This is a genomic window from Haliscomenobacter sp. (genome assembly GCF_965225875.1).
In the GTDB taxonomy this organism is placed as follows: Bacteria; Bacteroidota; Bacteroidia; order Chitinophagales; family Saprospiraceae; genus Haliscomenobacter.
In genome coordinates, this window is sequence record NZ_CBDDBS010000003.1 from 2,030,375 (window position 1) to 2,053,872 (window position 23,498).

General features: G+C 47.0%; 10 protein-coding genes. 8 read left to right on the forward strand and 2 right to left on the reverse strand.

Translation table 11 applies throughout. The features are described from left to right. From fabF to ACO08K_RS28465, 6 genes are all read left to right on the forward strand, one after another. Complete coding sequence (gene fabF, locus ACO08K_RS28440) at positions 1-1,245, forward strand: beta-ketoacyl-ACP synthase II (RefSeq protein WP_421799886.1); 1,245 nt, start codon at positions 1-3, stop codon at positions 1,243-1,245. Between the two features lie 70 nt (positions 1,246-1,315). After that, entirely contained in the window at positions 1,316-4,855 is a 3,540-nt protein-coding gene (locus ACO08K_RS28445) for a DUF7619 domain-containing protein (protein WP_421799887.1), read from the forward strand. An 8-nt stretch (positions 4,856-4,863) separates the two neighbouring features. Continuing rightward, the gene (pbfA, locus tag ACO08K_RS28450) at positions 4,864-6,189 is read left to right on the forward strand and encodes a (R)-1-hydroxy-2-aminoethylphosphonate ammonia-lyase (RefSeq protein ID WP_421799888.1); all 1,326 of its coding nucleotides are present in this window, start codon (positions 4,864-4,866) and stop codon (positions 6,187-6,189) included. A 67-nt stretch (positions 6,190-6,256) separates the two neighbouring features. Continuing rightward, the gene (locus ACO08K_RS28455; RefSeq protein ID WP_421799889.1) at positions 6,257-6,913 is read left to right on the forward strand and encodes a hypothetical protein; all 657 of its coding nucleotides are present in this window, start codon (positions 6,257-6,259) and stop codon (positions 6,911-6,913) included. Positions 6,914-7,095: 182 nt separating this feature from the next. Continuing rightward, positions 7,096-7,434 (forward strand): PadR family transcriptional regulator, encoded by a 339-nt coding sequence (locus ACO08K_RS28460; RefSeq protein WP_421799890.1) that lies wholly within the window; start codon positions 7,096-7,098, stop codon positions 7,432-7,434. Beyond that, the gene (locus tag ACO08K_RS28465; protein WP_421799891.1) at positions 7,431-10,079 is read left to right on the forward strand and encodes an ABC transporter permease; all 2,649 of its coding nucleotides are present in this window, start codon (positions 7,431-7,433) and stop codon (positions 10,077-10,079) included. Before ACO08K_RS28460 ends, ACO08K_RS28465 begins: the two co-directional genes overlap by 4 nt. A gap of 220 nt (positions 10,080-10,299) precedes the next feature. On the opposite strand, the gene ACO08K_RS28470 is transcribed toward ACO08K_RS28465, so the two are convergent. Further along, positions 10,300-11,148, reverse strand: a complete 849-nt coding sequence (locus ACO08K_RS28470) for a hypothetical protein (protein WP_421799892.1) — start codon at positions 11,146-11,148, stop codon at positions 10,300-10,302. A 384-nt stretch (positions 11,149-11,532) separates the two neighbouring features. Between ACO08K_RS28470 and ACO08K_RS28475 the strand changes: the two genes are divergently transcribed. Continuing rightward, the gene (locus tag ACO08K_RS28475) at positions 11,533-14,715 is read left to right on the forward strand and encodes a SusC/RagA family TonB-linked outer membrane protein (RefSeq protein WP_421799893.1); all 3,183 of its coding nucleotides are present in this window, start codon (positions 11,533-11,535) and stop codon (positions 14,713-14,715) included. 26 nt (positions 14,716-14,741) lie between these two features. Next, entirely contained in the window at positions 14,742-16,259 is a 1,518-nt protein-coding gene (locus tag ACO08K_RS28480; RefSeq protein WP_421799894.1) for a SusD/RagB family nutrient-binding outer membrane lipoprotein, read from the forward strand. Positions 16,260-16,327: 68 nt separating this feature from the next. Here ACO08K_RS28480 and ACO08K_RS28485 read toward each other — a convergent pair whose 3' ends face one another. Continuing rightward, complete coding sequence (locus ACO08K_RS28485) at positions 16,328-23,260, reverse strand: T9SS type A sorting domain-containing protein (RefSeq protein ID WP_421799895.1); 6,933 nt, start codon at positions 23,258-23,260, stop codon at positions 16,328-16,330. Between the last annotated feature and the right edge of the window lie 238 nt (positions 23,261-23,498).

Sequence of the window (23,498 nt, forward strand, 5' to 3'; positions counted from 1 at the left end):
ATGAATCGAGTGGTTATCACTGGTCTGGGCGCGGTAACACCCCTGGGCAACAATTTGGAAACGTTTTGGCAAGCCTTGCTAGCTGGAAAAAGTGGGGCGGCGCCCATTAGTAGATTTGACCCAGGCAAGTTCAAAACCAAATTTGCCTGCGAGGTCAAAAACTTTGATCCCTCAGCCATTATCGAAAAAGGGGAGCTACGCAAATACGATCTGTTTACCCAATACGCTTTGGTAGCCGTTCACGAGGCAGTTGAACAGGCCCAGATTGATTTTGAGCAACTCAACAAAAACCGCATTGGAGTCATTTGGGGCTCTGGCGACGGCGGGGTCTCCACTTTTGAGGAACAATTCGGGGAATTTGTACTCGGCGATGGCACCCCCCGTTTCAATCCCTTTTTTATCCCCAAACGCATTGTCAACATTGCCTCGGGTATCATTTCCATCAAATACGGCCTACGCGGCGTAAATTTTACCACCGTAGCCGCTTGTGCCGCTAGTAACACCTCCATCATCGATGCATTCAATTACATCAGATGGGGCAAAGCAGACATGATCATCACGGGTGGTTCGGAGGCGTCCATCTCTGCCAGTTCGATCGGCGGTTTTAATGCTTCCCGGGCCATGTCGACCCACAATGAGGACCCGCAAAGTGCTTCCCGTCCGTTTGACACCGCACGCGATGGTTTTGTATTAGGAGAAGGCGCTGGAGCACTGATCCTGGAAAATTACGAGCATGCCATGAAACGCAACGCCCCCATTTTGGCTGAGATAGTCGGGGGAGGCCTGGCTGCCGATGCCTACCACCTCACGGGCACCCACCCGGAAGGGGCAGGCGCTACCCTGGGCATGCAACTGGCACTGGAAGAAGCGGGCATTGAAGCCCACGAAATTGACTACATCAACGCGCACGCCACTTCCACTCCTACGGGTGACCTCAGTGAATTGAAGGCGATTGAGACGGTGTTTGGGGCCAGTCCTCAGGCGAGCATCAGTGCCACCAAATCGATGACAGGGCATTTATTGGGGGCGGCCGGCGCGATTGAGGCCATTGCTTGTATCAAAGCCATTCAGGAAGATGTAATTCCGCCAACCATTAATTCCAAAGACATCGAGCCGGAGTTTGCAGGCAAGTTTGATTTTACATTGGGAGTGGCCAAAGCCAAAAGGGTCAAGTATGCGCTGAGCAATACTTTTGGTTTTGGGGGGCATATTGCTTGTTCGATTTTTAAAAAGTTTAACATTTAAAATCAGTAAATAACAATTTGCAAGCTTAATTTTACTGGGCAAATCAAATGTAATTTTAATCCCAAATGTCATGAAAAATTACTTTGTCCTCAGTTTAATTGTGCTTGCATTCCCTTGTTTGCTGCTTGCTCAGTTTGGGTCGATCGAAAGGTTGTTTAACGTAGAAGGAAAATATACGCTTGGAATTGCTCCAGCCACTAGCAAAAGTACAGGATTTGTTTACGGAGGTGGCGGGCAAATCTATTATCCACGTGGAGCGTATTTTAGTACCGCTTTTTTATTGCTACCAGACCCGTCAGAACGCGTTGGAGAAATCAAACACATTGATGTGGACAATGACCTGGATTGGGATTTGGTCGTCTTGACTCGCGAACGAAAATTGATTTTGTACATCAATGAAGGCAATGAATCCTTTCAATCAGGCAAGGTAGTGTACGCGTTTGATGTCCAGGCAAAAAATTTGGAAGTAGTGGATTTGGATGGAGATCAGGATTCCGATATTGTTCTTTATGGGGAAGGATTTGGATTTAGTGCTTCCAATAGAGGAATAACAATGTTTCTAAATGATGGCCAGGGGAATTTTGCTGAAAAGCCTTTCAGCAGGGTTAGCATTTCTTACCCGAATTTATTCTTGGTTGGCAATTTTGACGCAGGAAAAGATTTTGATGTTATTTATACAGATAGTTTCTCTGAAATTTTTTGGGTAAAAGACATCAGCACAGGAAACTTCAATAGCCAAGCAATGAATTTGAATACGGGGAGAATCATTAAATTAAGAGCCTTTGATTGGGATGAGGACCAGGATTTAGATTTATTGTACATCACTTATACCGGATTGTACCTGTTGGAGAACAATCAAGGAAAAGGGTTTTTAGCCCCTAAAAAACTGCTCCATCGCATCTCTGGCCTAGATACCGATTTAAATATGGCTGATTTTGATCAAGATCAGGATTTGGATTTAATCTTTGCTTCAGACCGAATGAATGAATTGCTACTGTATAAAAGAACAGGTGTGACCCTTGATACGATTCCCCAAGTGATTGACCGGAATCTGGAGTATGCTGAAATCATTGAATTAGGAGATATCGATGGAGATAGGGATGTTGATGTTGTTTTGGGTACCTCTGCAAAAAATTACGCTATTCTTTATCGCAACATGGGGAGCCAACTGCAAAGGCAACTTATAGATGGAGATATAGGAGAAGAGAGTTATTTAAGGTTTGCTGATATTGACAATGATTCTCTGCTGGATATACTGCCCGCATTTGATTGGGCCATCAAAAATTTAGGTGACCAAGGCTTTAGTCTTCGCTATTTACACGACAGTCTGGATTATAGCTGGATAGATAAAGGTATTCAACGTATACCCAGTTGGGGTGACATCAATGGAGACAATCGAGTCGATCTAGTGCTAATGCAAGGCAACTGCATCTACAGTTTCCTCAATCAAGGGCAGCATTTCTCCTTCCAGAAAAGAATCTGTGCAGAAGCTGATTTTTATTATGAGTTTCAAGATTTAATGGACATCAATCAAGATGGTAAGCTTGATGTAGTCTATTATTTCAATAAACGAGATAATTCTGAAAGTTTTTGGGCAGTTCGCTACAATGATGGCACTGGAAATTTTGGCCCCCAAGTCCCTTTACCTATATGTTGCACTGGCCTGGGATGGGCGGAGAATAAGATTGTATTGGAGGATTTAAATCAGGATGGCCATCCGGAACTAATTTTATTGGGGTTTGGTGGGAGTATATTTTTTAATAAAAACCTGGGGCAAGGAAATTACGATCCTAATGTAGTCGCTATTTCGGCAAATAGCGGTGTTGAGAACCAAGTCTATCCAGCCCAAGTTGCCGACTGGAACGGAGATGGATTATTGGATATCATAGGACTTTATAACGGACAATTTGTTTTTATTCCCAATCTTGGTGGTTTCAAATTTGGCAAAAGGGAAAAAATAGCCGATCTGAATACCGAGGTGATCAAAGTGGCGGATGGCAACGGTGATGGTCATCAGGATTTATTCTATGCCATTTACAATACGATCTATTTCCAACCACACCAGAACGGGAAACCATTGAGGGCAGCAATTCCCATCTCAACCAATTGGGAAGCATCTGCTAATCTCAACCTGACGAATATACAATTAATCGACATTGATCGTGATTTGGATTTGGATCTCATCGCCTCCTCTGGTTATTCCAGCATAATATATATCGCCAGAAATTACAGTGAACTAGCGACCATTAGTGGTCAGGTGTTTTGGGACGTCAATCAGGACAGTACATTTAATGCCAATGAGTTGCCCATTCCTAATGCCAAAATTAGCCTTAGCCCCTCCGCCAAAGCTACCTACACCAATGAAGATGGATCTTATGTGTTTTTCACGGGCACGGGTACTTATGAATTGAGCGCTGAAGTTTCATACTGCTGGGTTCCTTTGGATACCAACCAGGTAAGCATCACCGTAGGTGGCGAATCAAAAAAGCACTCCTTTGCCTATATCCGTTCAGCCGAGGATACGACCAACATCCAAACTCACTTGCAGTATGGCTTTACTCGTTGCAACAGTACCAGTTCAGCCTGGGTCAGCGTACGCAATGCTGGGTGTTCAGATCCAAACATCCGATTAAAAATAGCCAAAAATCAGGCCATCAAATTTCTGGGCTATGATGTTCCTCCTTCCTTTGAAAGCAATGATACCGTGTATTGGAATATTTCCAACCTTTTACCCGGTGCAGAACAGCGGATCAAATTGACTATCCAGTTGCCAGGGGTTGAGTTTTTTGACAAGGAATTGTCCATTACCTGCGTCACCAGGATAGAAGGGGGTAGCTTTCAAAAAAACGCAACTCAGCTAGATACCTTTCCTTTCTTCTTACGCTGTTCTTACGATCCCAACGACAAACAGGTGTCCCCCTTGAGTACCCTGCGGGACAATCCCATTTACTTCAAAAATAATCAGCTTGACTACACCATTCGGTTTCAGAATACTGGCAATGATACTGCCTTCAAAGTGGTGATTGTAGATACCTTACACCAGGCCTTTGATTGGACTACTTTTACACCCTTGCGATCCAGTCACCCTTACAGAGTTGAGCTAGATCAGGAAAAGGGCATTGTACAATTCATTTTTGATCCAATTGTGCTCCCGGATAGCAGTACCAACGAAGCGGGTAGCATGGGTTTTGTCGCCTACTCCATTTCGTTTTACCCCAATGCCAAATTAGGCACTAGGTTAACCAATCGGGCGGGAATTTATTTTGATCAAAATCCGGTGATATTGACCAATACCGTCCTGAGCACCATATCCGACTTGAGGACTTCTATTAAAACAACTACTCAGGCACGCGATATCATTGATTTTAGTGTAGTGCCTAACCCCAATTCGGGAACCTTTCAGCTCTTGTTGAAGTCCTGGCCACTTGCCGAGCCTGAACTTAGCATTCAGATTACGGACCAATTGGGTAGGCCGGTTTTTCGAACCCAATTAAGCGGGTATAATAGCACCATTGGTTTACCTGAACTTCCAGCTGGTTTGTATTTTGCCTTAATCAAAAGCAAAACTGGTGCTAATTTTGGCATGCAAAAATTTATCCTGCAACCCTAATTTTCACCATGCCAGCACCAGTCAACCAGGGCGAGAACATTCGCTCCCTCGCCATCGAAAACAACGACGCTACCCAAGCCTTGCTCGACCGCGATGCCCAAGTCTTTTTTCACCAAACCCTTTCCACCCCGGTTTTCAACGCCATCACCCGTGCCGAAGGGGCTTACATCTACGATGGTTCAGGTAAAAAATACCTCGACCTGCATGGCAATGGCGTCCATACGGTGGGTTATCAAAATCCCGGGGTAATCCAGGCCATCCAGCAACAAATTGCGGAAAACCTAACTTTTGCGCCTCGGCGGTTTACGAATGAGCCAGCCGTGGAATTGGCGGAAAAACTGCTGAGCATTGCCCCCGAGGGCCTCACCCGTGTCCTTTTTTGCCCCGGTGGTTCGGAAGCTATTGAAATGGCGGTGATGCTGGCCAAATTGTATACGGGCAAATGGAAGACCCTCTCCTATTATGGGACTTTCCATGGGGCGGGTTTTCAGGCGGTTTCGCTGGGGGCAGATGCGCATTTTCGGGAAGGTTTGGGGCCGGTGATTCCTGGAGCCATTCACCTCGAATTGCCGGATTACTACCGCAACCCCTGGGGCTGGACTGATCAGCAACAAATCGATGACGAATACCTGCGGCACTTGCGCACCCAAATTGAGTTCAATCCCGATATCGCCGCACTCATCAGCGAGCCCATTTTTTACAATTCCACCGTGCCCACCCGCTACTATTGGGAACAGGTGCAGCAACTCTGCAAAGCACATGGCATCCTGCTCATTTTTGACGAAATCTATACCGCCTTCGGCCGTACGGGCAAAATGTTTGCCAGTGAGCATTTTGTAACGCCAGATATTATCGTCGTAGGAAAAGGATTTGGTGGCGGAATTGTCCCTTATGCCGGCATCATTGGCCGTGAGGAGCTGAATGTACTGGAGCACAAGTCCATTGGACATTATACCCATGAGAAAAATCCCCTTTGTGCTGCGGTGGCCAGAGCGGTGATTGAAGAGGTGGAGCAAAAAGAGCTGGTTGCACATGCGCGTGAGCTGGGGCAATACTTCAAGGCTGGTTTATTGAAGCTCCAGGCTGATTTTCCAATCATTGGCAATGTTAGTGGCCTCGGCCTCAATTTGGCGGTGGATTTGGTCAAAGATCGCCAGACCAAAACCCGGGCCATTGAGGAAGCCAATCAATTGATGGGATTTTGTATGGAGCGGGGGATTTCGTTTAAGTTGATTCAGGGGAATATTTTGAATTTGAAGCCGTCGCTGGTGGTGACGAAGGAAGAGGTGGATTGGGTGCTGGAGGTGCTTAAAAATGGGTTGACAAGTTTATAGTTTTAAGTGCTGCCTCGTTACAATGTAACCTTTTCAGGATTCCTGGTTAAAACAGAAAGGACGTGTTATGAGGACTTTGCTGTTTTTGGGAATCGTTATTCTTTACTCTGCTTGTGACTTAATCAATCGTAAGCCTCCAACAGGATTTTACCAAAAAGAAATTGTATTGAGCAATTATGAAGAAGAGGGTCTTTTGGGTAAATTGAGCATTTATGTCCCCAATCGGTACAATACTTTGCTAGATTGGGATGATCGTAGTGATTGTAGGTGTTGTGGTTCAAAAAAATACCGACTACTCAATAAAAATAGTTGCTTGATACAAGAGTCTGGTTTTATTTACAAAGAAATTTGTAGAGATTCTTTTGATCGCTTAAGTGTTGTTTACTACTGTCAAAAAAAGGAAGATTTACATCCTGAAGTTGACAATACTTTTTTATTAGGACTTGCCAGTGACCTTGAAAAAAAAATAGAATACGCCACTGTAGATGAACCAGTAAAATGGAAGGCTAAAAAAATTATCCAGATCAATAATCAACCCTATTTATTTCTCCATTTTGTTAGTAGAAATTTATATAGTCAAACTCCCGCACAGCAGATATATGCAGGCACATTTTTCAATAAAACGCTGATATTGTTTATTTATGAAAACAATCAGAGGGATCGGTCAGTATTTCTCAAAGAGGCATTTACTAGTATTCAGTCAATAAAATTAAGCACGATTTAAAATCATTTTGGTACTTTCTCAGGGTTTAATTGGCAATAAATCAGTGGAATTTGTTCTCAAATTTTACAGCTTTTCTCCCCCACCCTGCTTTTCACTTTTCACTATTCTCTTTTCACTCCCCTTATTTCATTTGCAAATCTGAAACATATCTATTACTTTTACTTTTGCAAAACAAATACACCATGTTCCGCATCCACCTCGGCGAATTTGAAGAACTCGTTTTATTGCTCGTAGCCGTACTCCACGGCAATGCCTACGGCGTATCCGTAATGGAAGAAATTGAACAACAAACCGGGCGTTCGGTCAACATCAGTGCGGTGCACGCCGCCCTGCGCCGCCTGGAGGAAAAAGGCTACCTACGTTCGGAATGGAGTGAAGCCACCACCCAACGCGGGGGCCGCCGCAAACGCCTCTTCGACATCACCCAAGCCGGACGGGCCGCACTGGAGCAATCTCGGGATACCTACCTGAAACTCTGGGATCAAATCCCCGGTTTTGCACCCAAAACCAACATGGCATGAGCACTGCCAAGCCACCACAACCACCCCGTTGGGCCGACCGCTTTTTGGAGTGGTATTGCCGTCCTGAGTTGCTGGAGGAAATCCAGGGCGATGCTTATGAGTTATTCGATGTACGCTGCTTCGAAAAAGGGCCGAAGCTGGCCCGCCGTGCCTTTGTGTGGGATGTTTTGCGTTCTTTCCGACTGTCTACCATTCGCAAAATCACCATTCAATTTTCACCCGACATGTACAAAAGCAATTTCAAAATCGCCTGGCGCAACATGGCCAAGCACAAAATGTATTCGAGCATCAAAATCGGCGGCTTTGCCATAGGTATTGCCGCTTGTTTGTTGATCGCCTTGTTCATCCTCGATGAACTCAACTACGACCGCCATTACCCCGAAACAGGGCGCATTTACCGCGTGATCGGCGAGATGACCGAGGGGGAGTTTGCTGGCAAAGGGGTCGATTTCCCAGCACCATTTGCCAAAGCACTGAAGGACGAATTCCCCGAGTTTGAAAAGGTTGCCCGCATCAATCCGAACAGCCTTTTTACCGGAGGAGGTAACCCCATCCGCCGCGCTGAGTCCAACCAAAACACCTACGAAGAAGGATTCACCTTTGCCGATCAGGAACTATTGGACATCCTGCAAATACCAATGGTGTACGGCGATCCCAAACACGCCCTGGACGAGCCCAATACCATTGTCATCACCAAACGGAAAGCTGATAAATATTTCCCCAATGAAAACCCGGTGGGTAAAACCCTCATTGCCAACAACCAAAGCGACAAACCGATCAAAATTGGGGGTGTCATCGCCGATTTCCCCTCCAATTCACACCTCCAATTCGATTTTTTGATCACCATGAAGGGTTTGGAGTTTTATCCGGGTGAAGGAAGCAATTGGAACGCCAGCAATTACCACACCTATGTGTTGCTTCGCCCAGGAACGGACATTGCCAAACTGGAGCAAAAACTAATGCCAGTCATTATAGAAAAGTATATGGGCGCCAATCTTTCCAAAGCCGAGCAAGATCGCATCAAAAAAAGTGGGCGGCTGTATTTACAAGCTGTCTCCGACATCCACTTGCACTCCGCCGACATTGACGACGACCTGAGCAAAGGTGATATCCGTTTTGTATGGCTCTTTGGAGCCATTGCGGCCTTTATTTTGCTGATTGCAGTCATCAATTTTATCAACTTGTCTACTGCCCGTTCGGCCAATCGCGCCAAAGAAGTGGGTTTGCGCAAAACGGTGGGTTCAACCCGGGAATATCTGATTGGCCAATTTTTGAGTGAGTCGCTATTGTTCAGTGCCTTCTCTTTTTTGCTGGGCCTGGTTTTGGCCTGGGTACTCCTCCCCTACTTCAATCAACTTTCGGGAAAATCCTTGCAATTGCCCTGGCTCAATTGGTGGTTTTTGCCCAGCATTGCGGCCTCAACCATATTGGTGGGTTTATTGGCTGGCATCTATCCAGCCTTTTACCTTTCCTCTTTCAAACCCATCCAGGTACTCAAGGGCAAATTGAGCAAGGGCAGCAAAAACAGCGGTTTGCGCAGTGCATTGGTGGTTTTTCAATTCACCACTTCCATTGTGCTGATCATCGGCACTTTGGTCGTAACCCGCCAAATGAATTTTATCCTGAACAAAAAACTGGGTTTTGAAAAAGATCAGGTCATGCTCCTACAAGGCACCCAAACCTTGGGGGACAAACTTCCAACCCTGAAAAAACAATTGCAGCAATTGCCCTCAGTGGATGCAGTGACGGTGAGTGACTATTTACCCATCAACGGTGCAAAAAGAAATGGTACCGAAATGTGGGATGAAAAAAAAGAACAGCAAGGCAATTCATTCGCCTCACAAATGTGGCAGATTGACTATGATTACCTACATACCATGGGAATGAAGATTGTCAAAGGCAGGAATTTCATGGAAGGCATGCGCAGTGACTCCCAAGGAGTGATCATCAACCAGGCCCTGGCCAGAAAACTCAATTTTGCTCAACCCCTGGGCGAACGCATCACCAATGGATGGATGAAATTGACCATCATCGGGGTGGTGGAAGATTTTCACTTTGAATCCATGCGTGAAAACATCGAGGGAATGTGCCTGGTATTGGGCAGTAGTCCGAATATGGTTGCAGTAAAACTACACAGTGACGACCTGCAAAAAGCGGTGCAAGACATCAGCGCTACCTGGAAAGACATCGCCCCCAGCCAACCCATTCGCTACAGCTTTCTAGACGATAGTTTTGCCCAAATGTACAACGATGTAAAACGGGTCGGGCGCATTTGTAGCAATTTTGCCCTGCTGGCCATCATTGTTGCCTGTTTGGGCTTGTTTGCCCTGTCTACTTACCTGGCCGAACAACGCAGCAAGGAAATCGGCATTCGCAAGGTATTGGGGGCATCGGTGGGCAGTATTTTGGGCATGCTGCTGCAAAATTTCCTCAAGCTGGTATTGGTCGCTCTAGTAATCGCGGCACCTTTGGCCTGGTACCTGATGCAGGAATGGCTCAAGGATTTTGCGTACCGCTATCAGATTCGTTGGGATGTATTTGTGCTGGCGGGTGTTGCCGTGGGTTTACTGGCGGTGCTTACGATTGGTTTTCAGGCTTTGCGCAGTGCCTTGAGTAATCCGTTGGATTCGCTGCGGAGTGAGTGATTGCTTTGCCACAAAGGCACTAAGGCACTAAACCAAAGCGACAAAAATTAGCACAAAGGAAAAAAGAGAGGACTCAAAGGACACAGAGTTAGACGTTGACAAAGCGATACACCCAGGTTTTGATCAGAACCCTCGTCAACGTCTAACTTTGTGTCCTCTGTGCTGCCTCAGTGTTTTCTTTGTGATAATTTTTGTCGCTTTTGCTTATCCTTCGCCCCGCTCACAACCTGATCTTCCACGCCAAATCCACACTGATCAAATGTTCATACTTCAACACCGGATCGGTATACAATCGCACAAAACTGGGTCGATAAATCAAGCCCATGTGAAAACTACGCCCGGTAAAGTAATACCCCGAAAACTCCAAGCCCAGTGCCTGATGCCTCTTCCGCTGTCTTACCAAGTAAATACCAGGATCAAAGACTTCCTCGTAAACATCCCTACCCCATCGATTTTCAATCCAACTCAATCCATAACCCCAATCAAAACGTTTGATGCGGTGGTGATTGCTCAGGGACAAATAACTCGAACTCATAAAATCCTGTCCACTTGCATACGGCACTGGTGCCAGAATCGGTAAGAAAAAATCACTCACAGTACGTGCATCCAAACTCAGGTATTGCCGATCCTGGTGGTAATAATCTACCCCTACCCCTAAGCCCCAAAAGCCAGTCCTGGTTTTTCGGTTTTCACCAAAGGGCTGGGTTATGAATGAATTGATGTAAGGTAAAGAGATTTGAAAATTGAGGTCACCCCGTTGAGTTGCCGGGTACGTTTTGAAACCTCCATCCTCTGCCGAGTCCACAAATATGCGGCGAGGATAGGTATAACGTTTGGGATTGTTTTTATCTACCAACATCCCTAAGCCGTAATTGTACAGGATATTGAGGTAATAGGCAAAGGAGTTTTTGGCTTTGACAGTCAGAGATTGATCACTTGAATCAGCGACCACTCGCAGGTTCAGCGCTTCTTTACTCCTCGAAACCAAAAAATGAGCCTCATTGCCTTCCGTTTGTAAGGTGTCCTTCCTGATGATGATTTTGCTGGGGCCGGAGGTATAAATCGTCATAGCCTTGTGGCTTGGGTTGAGGATGGTCGCACAAGAGCAACATCCAAAGGCAAGACAAGTAAAGAGTAGTAAATTTTTCATCACATACCTTGTTTCCACTAAAGACACTATTTTGGCAACAGCCGTTGGAACGCTCCCCCAATGGGCCAAATAAAATTCACCCTTTTGCACAATAATATGCCAAAAGCTTATATCTTTATCCCATGCAGTTTTTCACTTCTCATTGTGCTGGCAAATAGATAGACAAAATTCACAGACTGCTACATTCAATCCCTAAGTTTGTTTACCTGCATCTCAACAAGAGCTTAGCCGCCAGGTGAGTGGCTTCACACCTACTCGCCAGCACGACTCAAATACATGTCTATCATTTAAAACAGTAGTAGTATGCTCAAGTATTACCTCACTAGTACGCCCGTCTTGTTGCGCAAGATGTTGGGTGTTTTTTTATTGATTACTGGGTTGCTGGTATCCGCTTCCGCACAAACGCGGGTGAGTGGAAAAGTGACCGATGCCGAGGGTGGCGCACTGCCTGGAGCAAGCATTTTGATACAAGGCACCTCACAAGGTACTGTAACCGATGTACAAGGTGAATTTAGCCTGGATGTGCCCGCCAATGCGGTTCTTGAAATCAGTTTTACTGGTTTCGCCAAACAAACCGTGGTAGTGGGCAACCGCACTGTAATCAACATTACCCTACAGGATGATGCCCAACTATTGGGAGAAGTAACTGTAACTGCATTAGGTCTTGAAGCAAACAAGAAGAGGTTAACGTATTCTTCTCAAGCGGTTGAAGGCAAAGTATTGCAAAACACCCAACGGGACAATGCCTTTTTAAGTTTGCAAGGTCGTATTGCGGGTTTGAGCCTTACACCTGTTTCGGGTGTAGCCGGGGGATCGGTCAACATCAACTTGCGCGGGGTGAATTCCCTGGGTAGCAGCAACCAGCCTTTGATTGTCATTGATGGTTTGCCTGTCAACAGTGGAACGCTGGATCAGCACAACCTGCACTCTGATGCTACAGGTGTCAATGGCAACGTCAACAACAACCGCGACGACATCGGTAGCCGCCTGGCCGAATTGAACAACAACGATATTGAAAAAATTTCAATATTGAAAGGGCCTGAAGCAGCAGCATTATATGGCAATGAAGGTGCCAATGGTGTAATCCTCATTACGACCCGTAAAGGTAAAGCTGGGACTGGGAAAGTGACCTACAATAACCGATTTGCAGGTTCAGAATTGTACTTGTTCCCTGAAACTCAAAAGGTTTATGGCCGTGGTCGCAATGGAGCGATTGAAGTCACGGACCCTGATTATTTTGGTCCAAAGTACGCTGCCGGCACTCAATTCTACGACAACGTTGGCAACTTTTTCCAACGTGGAACCAACCAACGCCATGACCTAGCCTTTGAAGGTGGCAACGAGCGGCTGACTTACCGGATGTCGACTTCTTACCTCGATAGCAAAGGGATCATTCAGACTAATCGCTTCCAGCAGGTCAATGCAGCCTTGAATACCGATGCTCAAGTATTGAAATGGCTCAAAGTGACCAGCCGTTTCAGTTATGTCCGCAACAAAAATATCTTACCTCCCGGTGGCGCTGAAGGGTACCTGACGGGATTGATGCGTTTTCCTAGTGATAAAGACGCCAGTCAGTATGAGAAAGCTGATGGCACCCGTATCTTGACTTTACCTACGGCTACCAACAGTAATGACAATGACAACGCGTTTTTCAATGTGAACAATAACGCGCGCCAGGAACAAACAGATCGGACCAACGCCAACATCAGCCTAAAAGCAGATGTAACCTCCTGGTTGAGTTTGAATGCGCGTTTTGGTGCTGACATTCACTCGACCAATGCCAACCGTTTTTTCCACCCTTATTCCAATATTGGCTTTAGCCGGGGTGGATGGCTTGAAAACTATACCGATCTTGGTCGTTTGCTCAACAGCAACTTTTTTGCCAACCTGCATAAAAACGTTGGCAAACTCAGTTTATCCGTACAAGCAGGGGGATCAATCGATGATCGTCGGTACGAAACCACCTCTGTATACGGTGAAAAGCTGTTTCTGCCAGATTTTAACAGCATCAACAACGTTGAACCAACTACGATGCGGAACAAGACCATCTTGACCCGTTCTCGTTTGTTGGGGGCATTTGCACAGGCCAATTTCACTTTTGATGATTGGATAACCCTGAATGTTACTGGACGCAATGACTGGTCTTCTACCCTTCCCATTGAAAACCGTTCTTATTTCTACCCATCGGTAGGTCTGGCCTGGAACGTGATGGATATGCCTTTCCTTCGGGGTAAAGAAAGCATATTAGACAACCTCAAGTTGCGTGCAACCTTTGCGGAAGTGGGTAACCCTGCACCAGCTTATAAAATCCGGGCCCGTTTAGTGCCACAAACCTCAACTGGTGGAGGATTTTTGTACGACTTCTTTGGAGACAACCCAAACCTGAAACCTGAAACCGTGAGAAGTTATGAATTCGGGACAGAAATGAGCTTCTTCAAAAGGCGGATCACGCTGGAAGCGAGCTGGTTCTCCAAAACCTTGATCGACCAGATCATTTCCCAACGTTTGAGTTATGGTACAGGGTTCATCTTTGGCTTGCTCAATGGTGGCGACCTGAATACCAAGGGTTACGAGCTTCAATTGGGGCTGGTACCTGTGCGGACCCAAAACTTTGAATGGGAAATGAATGTAAACTTCACCAAGTACGAAACCAAGGTAGTAGAACTGCCAGCCGCTCAATCAGAATATTACAACTCCGACACCTGGGTTTACGACAACGTACGCGCCAGTGCTTTTGCGCCTGCCGATCTATTGGCAGCTCGTTTCAACCAACCCAACAACCGCTTTTATGAGCCAGTAAATGGCCGTGGTGCGGGTTCAGCAACTGCTATTGGTGGATTTACCTACCTGCGCAACAGCAAGGGTCAGGTCTTGATCAATCCTACGACGGGTTTCCCGATTATGAACTCGAACTTCTTGCCAATGGGCGATCGCAACCCAGATTTTACGGTTGGTTTGGTGAACAGCTTTACGTTTAAAAATTTCAGCCTGTCCTTCCTGTTGGACATTCGTAAAGGTGGCGATATTTTCAATGGTAACGAACTCTATCTGACTCGTACTGGTTTGAGCAAACGCACCTTGGATCGCGACAAACCTATTGTTGTTCCTGGTGTATTGCGTGACGGTAAAGAAGAGAGTGAAACGCCAACAGTGAACACAAAGGAAATAATCCCTAGTGCCAATGAGTTGTACTACACCACTGCTCTTTCTGCCGAAGATTTTATTGAAAGAGACATCAATTGGCTGCGTTTGCGCGATGTGACTTTGCGGTACAGCTTCCCAACCCTGGGTAAGGGCCGTACCATCAAAGAACTGAGTGTGTTTGTCAATGGTACCGACCTTTTGTTGATTACCAACTACACCGGTGCAGACCCCTACATAAGTGTAACCAGCCCAGCGACGGGCGGTGCAGGTGGATTTGGCTTGGATTTTGGTAAAACTTCCTTGCCACGCCAGGTTTCAGCCGGTATCACCGTTTCATTCTAACATTTAACTCAAAAGTGAATTCAATCATGAAAAATAAAATCATTGTTGCATTTATTGGGTTGATGGGCTTATTCGTCTTTAATGGTTGTGACGATTATCTGGACATCAACTTCGACCCCAGCAACCCTCAGGTTGCAGAAGGTTTTGCCATTTTGCCGCCTATGTTGGGCCAAATGGTTCGGGGCGTTTCTTTTGACACCCGTTTTGTCAGCCAATACAATCAAAACTGGGCACAGGTAGCTACCAATAACGTATGGGATCAACATGGTTATGTTCCCGGAAGTGATGCTGGTGGTGACGTATGGCGCAGCAACTACTGGTCGATTGGCAAAAACGTTGACATCATCATCGAACAAGGTACACTCAAAGAGCAATGGGATTATGTAGGCGTAGCCAAAGCAATTCGGGCTTGGAGCTGGCAAAACACCACGGATCTACATGGGGAAATCATCCTCAAAGAAGCCTGGGAGCCCAACCGATATGTATTCAATTTCGATCCACAGGAAGAAGTTTACCAGGAAGCAACCCGTCTGGCCAATGAGGCCCTGGCCGATCTGAGTCGCACCGACGGCAACGTGAGTGTAGCCAACCTGGGGCGGGGTGATTTGGTTTACAAGGGCGATCGTACAAAGTGGATCAAATTTGCTTATTCCGTTTTGGCTCACACGGCCCAACGCTACAGCAATAAGTCAAATTACGATCCAGCCAAAGTGATCGAGTATTGCGATAAATCATTGGCCAGCAATGATGACAATTTTAGTGTACCACATGCCGGAACCAATTCTTTGGACGGCAACTTCTTCGGCCCTCTCCGCGGAAACTTGAACAATTTCCGACCAACTGTATTTTTCCTAAATTTACTGAATGGAACCGTATTTAATGGTGTAACGGATCCTCGTTTGCCCTTGATGCTCACCGCTTCAGCAGACGGTACTTTCCGGGGAGTTATCCCTACCAAGGGCGACCCGGTAACCAGCAATACGGATCCAAAACGGATGCCAAACCTGTGGGGCGCAAACCCTTCGGCAACAGTGTCTACCCTTCCTGGTAAATATTTCTTTACCAACAATGCGGTTCATCCTTTGGTGACTTATTCCGAAATTCAGTTCATCAAGGCAGAGGCTGCCTTCATCAAAGGAGACAAAGCCCTGGCTTATGATGCATTTAAAAAAGGAATCATCGCCCACATGGATCTGGCCAAGGTGCCCGCTGCCGCTCGTGATACCTATATGGCCAGCGCAGCTGTGCCTCAAACTTCAGATGCCCTGAAATTGAGCGACATTATGTTGCAGAAGTACATCGCTTGCTGGGTAATTGGGTCTTTGGAAACCTGGACCGACATGCGTCGCTACAACTACAGTAGTGATGTGTATACTGGTTTTGCACCACCTCCTGCATTGTACATCGACAATGGTGGCAAATTGGCCTATCGCTTACGGCCACGCTTCAACTCGGAATATGTATGGAATCGGGAATCATTGAATACCATTGGTGGCAATGATGCGAATTATCATACCAAACCAGTTTGGTTTACCATAAAATAAACGTACGGGCGACCCTTGCGGTCGCCCTACTGATTTTACAAAGGGCAGCCGCAAGGGCTGCCCCTACGTTATTTTTTGATCATCTTTCGTGTTGCGGAATACCGTGCACTCCGGAACGAATAATACAACACCCCACTCGGCAACTCCTCATCCCTCAATTCAACCTGATTCACTCCCCGTACAAAATCGCCTTTGATCTCCTTCAACAATCTCCCCGCGGCATCATACACCAGCATCCTTCCTTCACTTGCCTCTGGCAAATAAAAACGAATCAAGGTACTCTCCTGAAATGGGTTCGGCACGTTTTGGAACAATTCAAAATTGGGTACCTGAATTTCCCTTTCATTGAAGCGCAATTGAATCGGCAAACGTTCGTCGGCGAAGTTGTAGGCTTCGATTTGCATACGCCCGGGGCTCAGGTGTAAAATCTCGCTCAATTTCGCCTTGGTTTTTGCCCGAAATACCAGCGTAAACAACACTGCATCCGGGTTTAGGGCTGGTTGATCGCTGTACCAGTTGGTTGTAATCAGCCCTTCAGATTTGAAGATGCCGAAGTTTTCTGCTTTGGCCAATCCGTATTGGATGTCAATCAATTCGGCCTTGGAGGTGGCATAACTCAGCGCCATTTGATAGCCCTGGATATTAGCCAGATCTTTGACCCGAACGGCTACCGTATGGAGTTGCCCACTTTGTAAGTGTTGATCTTCCAGCTCAATCCACATTGGGTCGTTTTCCGTTCGAATTTCAGGCGTTTTAAAGCCCAAAATGGCCGACACATTGACATCCCCAATTTTCACCGCAATAAAATTGGCAGCAAGTTTTTGGCCAAAAAGGTCATTGATGCTATAGCTCTCGGGAAAAGATTGTGCCCAGGGATTCGTTGGGTCTGGGAAGCGGTAGTTGGCATCGACAAAACGCCAACTGGTATTGTTTTTAAAAGCAACATCCAGGTTCAAAATCAGTTTTTGAATGGCAATCAAATCCAGCGTCGTAACCGATTTGGAAGCATTGGCATCCGCAGCGATCAACTTGTAAGGAGAATCCAGAGCTGTAACACCCAGGATGTGTTTGCGGATCAACAACAAATCAAAGGTGGATACCCCGTTGACGTGGTCGGTATTGAGTCGAGGGGTAATGGTGTAGTCATTGCCTTCGACCAAATTGAGAAAAACGTAATTGCCCGTAGGGGTCGAAGTTGTGCGGTTAGAGGCCTGCCCGCTGAGGGTAATCTCTACATTGGGCAAACCTTGGCGCGATTCAGTTTGGATGAGGCCACCCAATAAGCCTTGTGGTAAGGGAATACAAATGTCCCCATTGTTTTGAACCGTGACAAAATTGAGGCAAAAATCATGATTCGGCCCGCCCAGGCGTCCATCGGGCTGCATCGCAGTGGGGTTATTCGCACTATCCCAGGCGTATACTTCCACAATGACGGTCCCTTCATCCGTACAAGTCAATAAGAGGGAATCCTGATTGATCTTGGGGATGGCTCCTTCACGGTTGATGGAGTAGCGGATTGGGCCAGAGCAGTCGGTAGTTGGACTGGCAATAAAATCTGCTGCTTTGACCACTGCATAAGCCAAGTCTTCCTTGCCGTCGCCGTTGATGTCGCGTGCTGGATTCAGCGCCTGCAAGGTCACGGTGATCCCACTTTTACAAATGGGGGAAGGAGCCTTACAATCCACCACCCGGAAAGTCAAACTGCGGGTACCAATATTGCCACAGGCATCTTTTACCTGCACCACAAAGCTATGGGTACCAATGGGGAAAGTACCTTTGATGCGGTAGTTGGGATAGGTACCCTGAATTTCGCTGGCGGCCAATTGCCGATCAATGCTGCCATTGTTGTTGAGGTCAACTCCGGCACTCAGCTGCAAACCATTCGGCGTACAATTTTCAAAAACGGTATACAACAAGTCTACACTACCGTTACAAGTACTGTTGTCATTGCTACAAAATGGTGCACCCTGGTTATAATTGATGACGGGTTTGACGGTATCAATTACCGTGATTTGTTGGGTGTATTGCCAAAAACCACGCGATTTCAGGGACTGATTGATGTTGCTGTTGCTCCAGTGTCCGATTGGGTTGCCCAGACCATCACAGGAGCGCCCACGTTCGTTGTTGCGGGGAAAAACATTGTTTTCGTTGTTGTCTTTGTCCAGATAGGTGACGCCGTTGGGGCGAACCATCAACCAAAGGTTTTCATCCCCCGGAAGCAAATCACAATCCATGTCCCGGCTCAAAATAGTCGGTGCCGAAACATCGTCGTATTCACAAAGATTCATCACTTGATAGGTGCGAAAAATCTGATAACAGCCCCCGCCAGGGATGGTAAATTGCCGGTCCTCCACGTTTATAGCCAACACATCACAAGCCAGTTCATCCAATAACAAAGTATCCGGTAAAGGGGTACCACAATAACTGACTACATCCTTGGGGAATTTGATTTCGTAGTTGTGGACTGGATTGACAGTGATGACTTGTTCACAAATGCTTTCAGATACGTTGCCTGCGGCATCCTTAGCTCTGAATTTGCGAGTAATGCTACCTACTCCACAATTGTCGAGGTTAACAAGCGGGGTCAGTTCTTCCCAGGTCACTTCGCAATTGTCTTCTACAGTAGGCAAACCAAAGTTTCGCTGCAAAACCGCCAAACTGCTGATGTCCAGGCCAGCCGGGATATCGTTACAATTGATCGTCCGATTCGGCGGAGGCGTACAGCTGGGTGCCAATTTATCATCTACTTGCAAGCGGGTGATACAAGTATTGGCATTGCCGTATTTGTCGGTACCTCGCAGCTCGATGGTGGCCAATTTGCCTACGTCACAGCAGCTAAGATCTACAAAGGCGTCCCAGGAGCTATAAACAGACACCCCATCAGGTGCACATTCAGCCGGGATCAAACGGCGGACTTCCAACTTCAAGGAATTGTCGCAATTGTCCCGACTACTTTTGTTGACATCGCCTGTGGTGATTCTGGCCATGCCGCCCCCACCGAGTGATACTACGAATTCACTATTACAAACCATCGTGGGCGCAATACGATCCAACACCTTGAACGCCACGGTATCTTTGGTTTCCTGATTGCAAATGTCGCGGACAGTAAAGATGAAGTAGTGGGTACCCAATGGCACGTTCTGCACCTGGCCATTCACGACGGGCAAATCCAGTTTTGCCCAAATGATGCGTCCGGTTGGAAAACCAGAGATGGTTTCGGGTTGCCAGGAGTAGATTTCTGTCGTCAAAGTTGTCGTCGAACAATCTTTGATTTTGGGGCTGGGTAAAGCAAAAGCTGCAAAACAATTGAATGGAGCTACCCCATAGCGCAGGGTATCGTCGACCACGCCATTGCGGTCCAAATCCAGTTCCGGGCTACTCACTATTGGCGCGTCAAAATCACCCACTTCCACGTATTGGCGTTTTTCGAGTAGGCGGCTGGGGTCACACCAATCGATCAGTTTCCAATTGCGGATGAGGGCATAACGCGTCCCACATACCGTTACCCGCTGATCGGTATAAGTCGCAGAGTAATTGCAAGTATTGGCACTGTTGTCGAGGTAGACTTTTTTGCCAAAACCATTGATGAACCAGGGCCTTCCGGCAATGGTCGGGCTCAGGTTGCCCTGGGCATCCGTTGGCAAAGCGGCTTGTTCACAGTTGGTTTTGACCAGGGTATCTTTTGGAAAAAAAATCTCGGCAGGACGGCGGAAAAAGAACTGCTGCACACAGGTTGAAGCATTGCCGAATTTATCCTTGACCGTAAACGTACGGATGATCCCCTTGGCATAGCTGGGATGGCAGTTCGCAAAATTAAAAATCGCGTCGCTAAAAGTGATCGTGGTTCCGCCGCAATTGTCCTCCACCACTGGTCTTCCCATGAAGTTGCGGAAAGTGGGATCGATGGTTTTGACATTGTTAAAAATGGAGTCAAAATCGGTGCAAACCAGTCCCGTAGTTTTATCGGCCGGGCAAGATTTGATCTGTGGTCCGGTGATGTCTTGCAGAACGATGTTCACGTTGCAAGAAATGATGTTAGGGGTGGGTTTGAAGCGGATGAAACCCGTGATGGTTTTGCCTACATAAGAGGCAGGTACAGGATTGGGCACCAATGTCCCATTGAAATTCAAAATCACCTCGAAGTCATCGTAACAATCAAATTTGTTGACCATCAGCATGCCAGGCGTGATCAAGACTTCGCAAGAGCTGTTGACATTGATGCTCAGGTCGGATCGGCAAGCAAAGACTGGTTCGTTTTTGATGACCACCACTTGTTTGGTCAAAGTGCTGGTACAGCCTACGTCTTTGGGTTCCAGCTTCCCCGCCGGGTTTCCGGCGTCAAAGGTGTAAGTGACTTGATGCGTACCTGTGCCCAGGGTTTTGGGATTAAAGCTGGTGGCCGTTTGCCCGTTGATTTTGAAGCTCCCCGTTCCTTGCACTCCGGTGCCCCCATTTCCAGTTAACGCAATGGCGGGGGTGAACAAACAAATGGGGTTATCCAGGTCAAACACCTGAGGTTTGGGGTATTTGCAAAGATTGGAAATGCTCAATGAGGTGGAAAACAAGGGGCTTTCTGCCACCAGGGTGTACCCTTGTCCATCCAGGTGTACCCCACGCAATACGTAAATGCTGGAATCGGGTTTGATCTTTACCTCGCGGAACAAGGTGCCCGCCGCGTAAACATTCAAGTTGAGCGAATCGCGCAAAGTGGTACTTTTTACCCGCCAAACCTGATTGGGTAGCGCCGGGCCGATCACAATTTCTTCGTCAAAAGCGCCATTGCCCCGACAGGAGCAGGGATCTCCAATTTTTGGCCCCTTGGCATTGCTTATTTTTGGGGTTCCGCAAGCAGTCCCGGCGATGATGCCCACTACAACTACGGTATCCGCCGTATTCCCGGAAGCATCCCGCAGGGTTACCGTGATGCGGTGAAAACCTATGTCTTTACACGTAAAGTCCACTTTACTTAAAGAGAACGTTACAATCCTACAATTGTCATAACTGCCTGCATCTACGGTTGAGGAGTCGATGCGCAGACTACCATTTGCACCCAACTGTACTAAAACTGTATCGGCACAAACAGGCACCGGAGGCAGTACATCGTTTACAGTAACATTCACTGTACAGGTTTGGCGACGGCCATTGGCACCCTCGATGGTCCAGAGTACCTGGGTAAGTCCTACGGGAAAAGTAGCGCCCCGCAGAGTGGTGTCACTAGGAGCAGCAGCAAAATTATGGTACACCCGACTTACGCCGCAGTTGTCTTTGCGATTGCTGGGATTGAGGCGGCGGTTCGTTACGGTATAACCACAGTCCTGGTCTCCATCGGCGTTGGAATTGATTACCAGGTCGGCAGGGCATTGAAAACTAGGCGTAAGGGTATCAAATACCGTTACTGCGGCCAAACAAACGCTACGGTTTCCCTCTTCGTCGTATACCGTGAGGGTAACCAAGTTTTCACCGATGTTTTCACAAGTGAAGCTGGTTTTATCCAGTGCCAAACTGTCTACGATACAGTTGTCGGTACTGCCATTGTCGATCATTGCCGGTGTAATCACCGCTTTTCCAGTAGCATCCAGGGATACGATGATGTTTTTACACCTTGCTTCTGGTTTGACCTGATCAACTACCGTGATCAAAGTGCTGCAACTATCGGTATTTCCGGCAGCATCAGTGGCGTAAAGTGTGACCTCAACCTGACCCCGATCGGCACAAAAGAAACGATCCCGGCTCAGGCGATAAGTCAATCCTGCGCAATTGTCACTACCACTTGCTCTGATTAAGGAGGGTACCAGTACAGCTTGCCCATCTACACCCAAAAAAATAGTGGTAGTACGGCACTGCACCCGGGGTTTGATGGTATCCCGAACGGTGACGATTGGGGTGCAGGTTTGTTGGTTTCCACTGCGGTCAGTAACCGTCATGGTGAGCCTTTTTTCACCCAGATCCGCACAGGTAAAGCTGGTTTGGGACAAATCCAGACTGGCAATGGTGCCACAATTGTCCACACTTTCATTGTCCACTGCACTGGGCAAAATGCTAGCCTGGCCTTCCTCATCCAAAAACACCTCAATGTTTTTGCAATTCGCCGTAGGGCGAAGGGTATCCAGAACTGTAACCGTTGCGGAGCACAAACCCACATTGTTACTGGAATCTTTAACGGTCAAAATGACCAAGTTTGCCCCCAGATCGGCACAAGTAAAACGATTGGGGCTGGCCTCCATACTTTTGATTCCACCACAATTGTCGCGGCTATTCAAGTTAAGGGAATCAACATTGAGGATGGCTACGCCATTGGCATTCAGGTAAATGGTCACATTGCGGCAATTGGCTACCGGGCGAATATTGTCAATTACGGTTACGGTAAAATTGCAGCTGTCAAGGTTGCCACTAGCGTCTTCCAGGTAATACGTATTGGCATTTTCGCCCAGATCGACACAAGTAAATTGAGTTTTGCGCAAACGAGGGTTGCGGATTTCACTACATTCTTCAAAACTGCCGTCGTCGACACTGGGTGTTGATAGATCAGCTATCCCTTCCTCATCCAGGTACAAGGTGACGTTTTTGCAACGGACCACCGGAGGAATGAGGTCTTCTAGATTGAGGATCAAGGAATCACTTAGGGCAAAACAACCGGTACTGGACAGCCGTACCCGAGTTACGGTACTATCCACCTGTGGTGGGAATTGAGCAGTATTGTTTAATTGATGGTTGAAGGCAAAAACGAAGTATTTGCCTGCGGCACGGGGACCAAATTTTCTGGTGGAACTGGCTTTCGCCAAAAATACGCCATTGGTATCGGTCAACCAATATTCAGTGGCATACCCCTCCCCTACAAACGCGCCATTCACACTCACTTGAATGGAATCGCCGGGGCAACGACTTAAAGTTCTAGGGGAAAATTGGCCAGCTGAAGCAGTACAGCTCTGTGCCTGAATTTGTGCGCTTACACAAAATATACAAATCGCCCATAGGACTATGGTGCGTATAGCTTCTCTCATGGTGTGATGGTATGTTAAAAAAGCCTCTGAAAAACACAAAAAGAGCTGAACATAAAAAAATCACAAAGGTAATCCTTGGATTAGCATTTGTCTCGCAAAAGTAGTGGGTGATGGTTCATCCTTGAATCAAAATGAGAAAAGCTCCGTGGAGGCAGGTAAATGGTGGTGCTTTGCAATGGGCACAGCTGAGGGCACAGCGCAAATAGAAATAAACGCATAAAATGCCCAAATCGGTGAT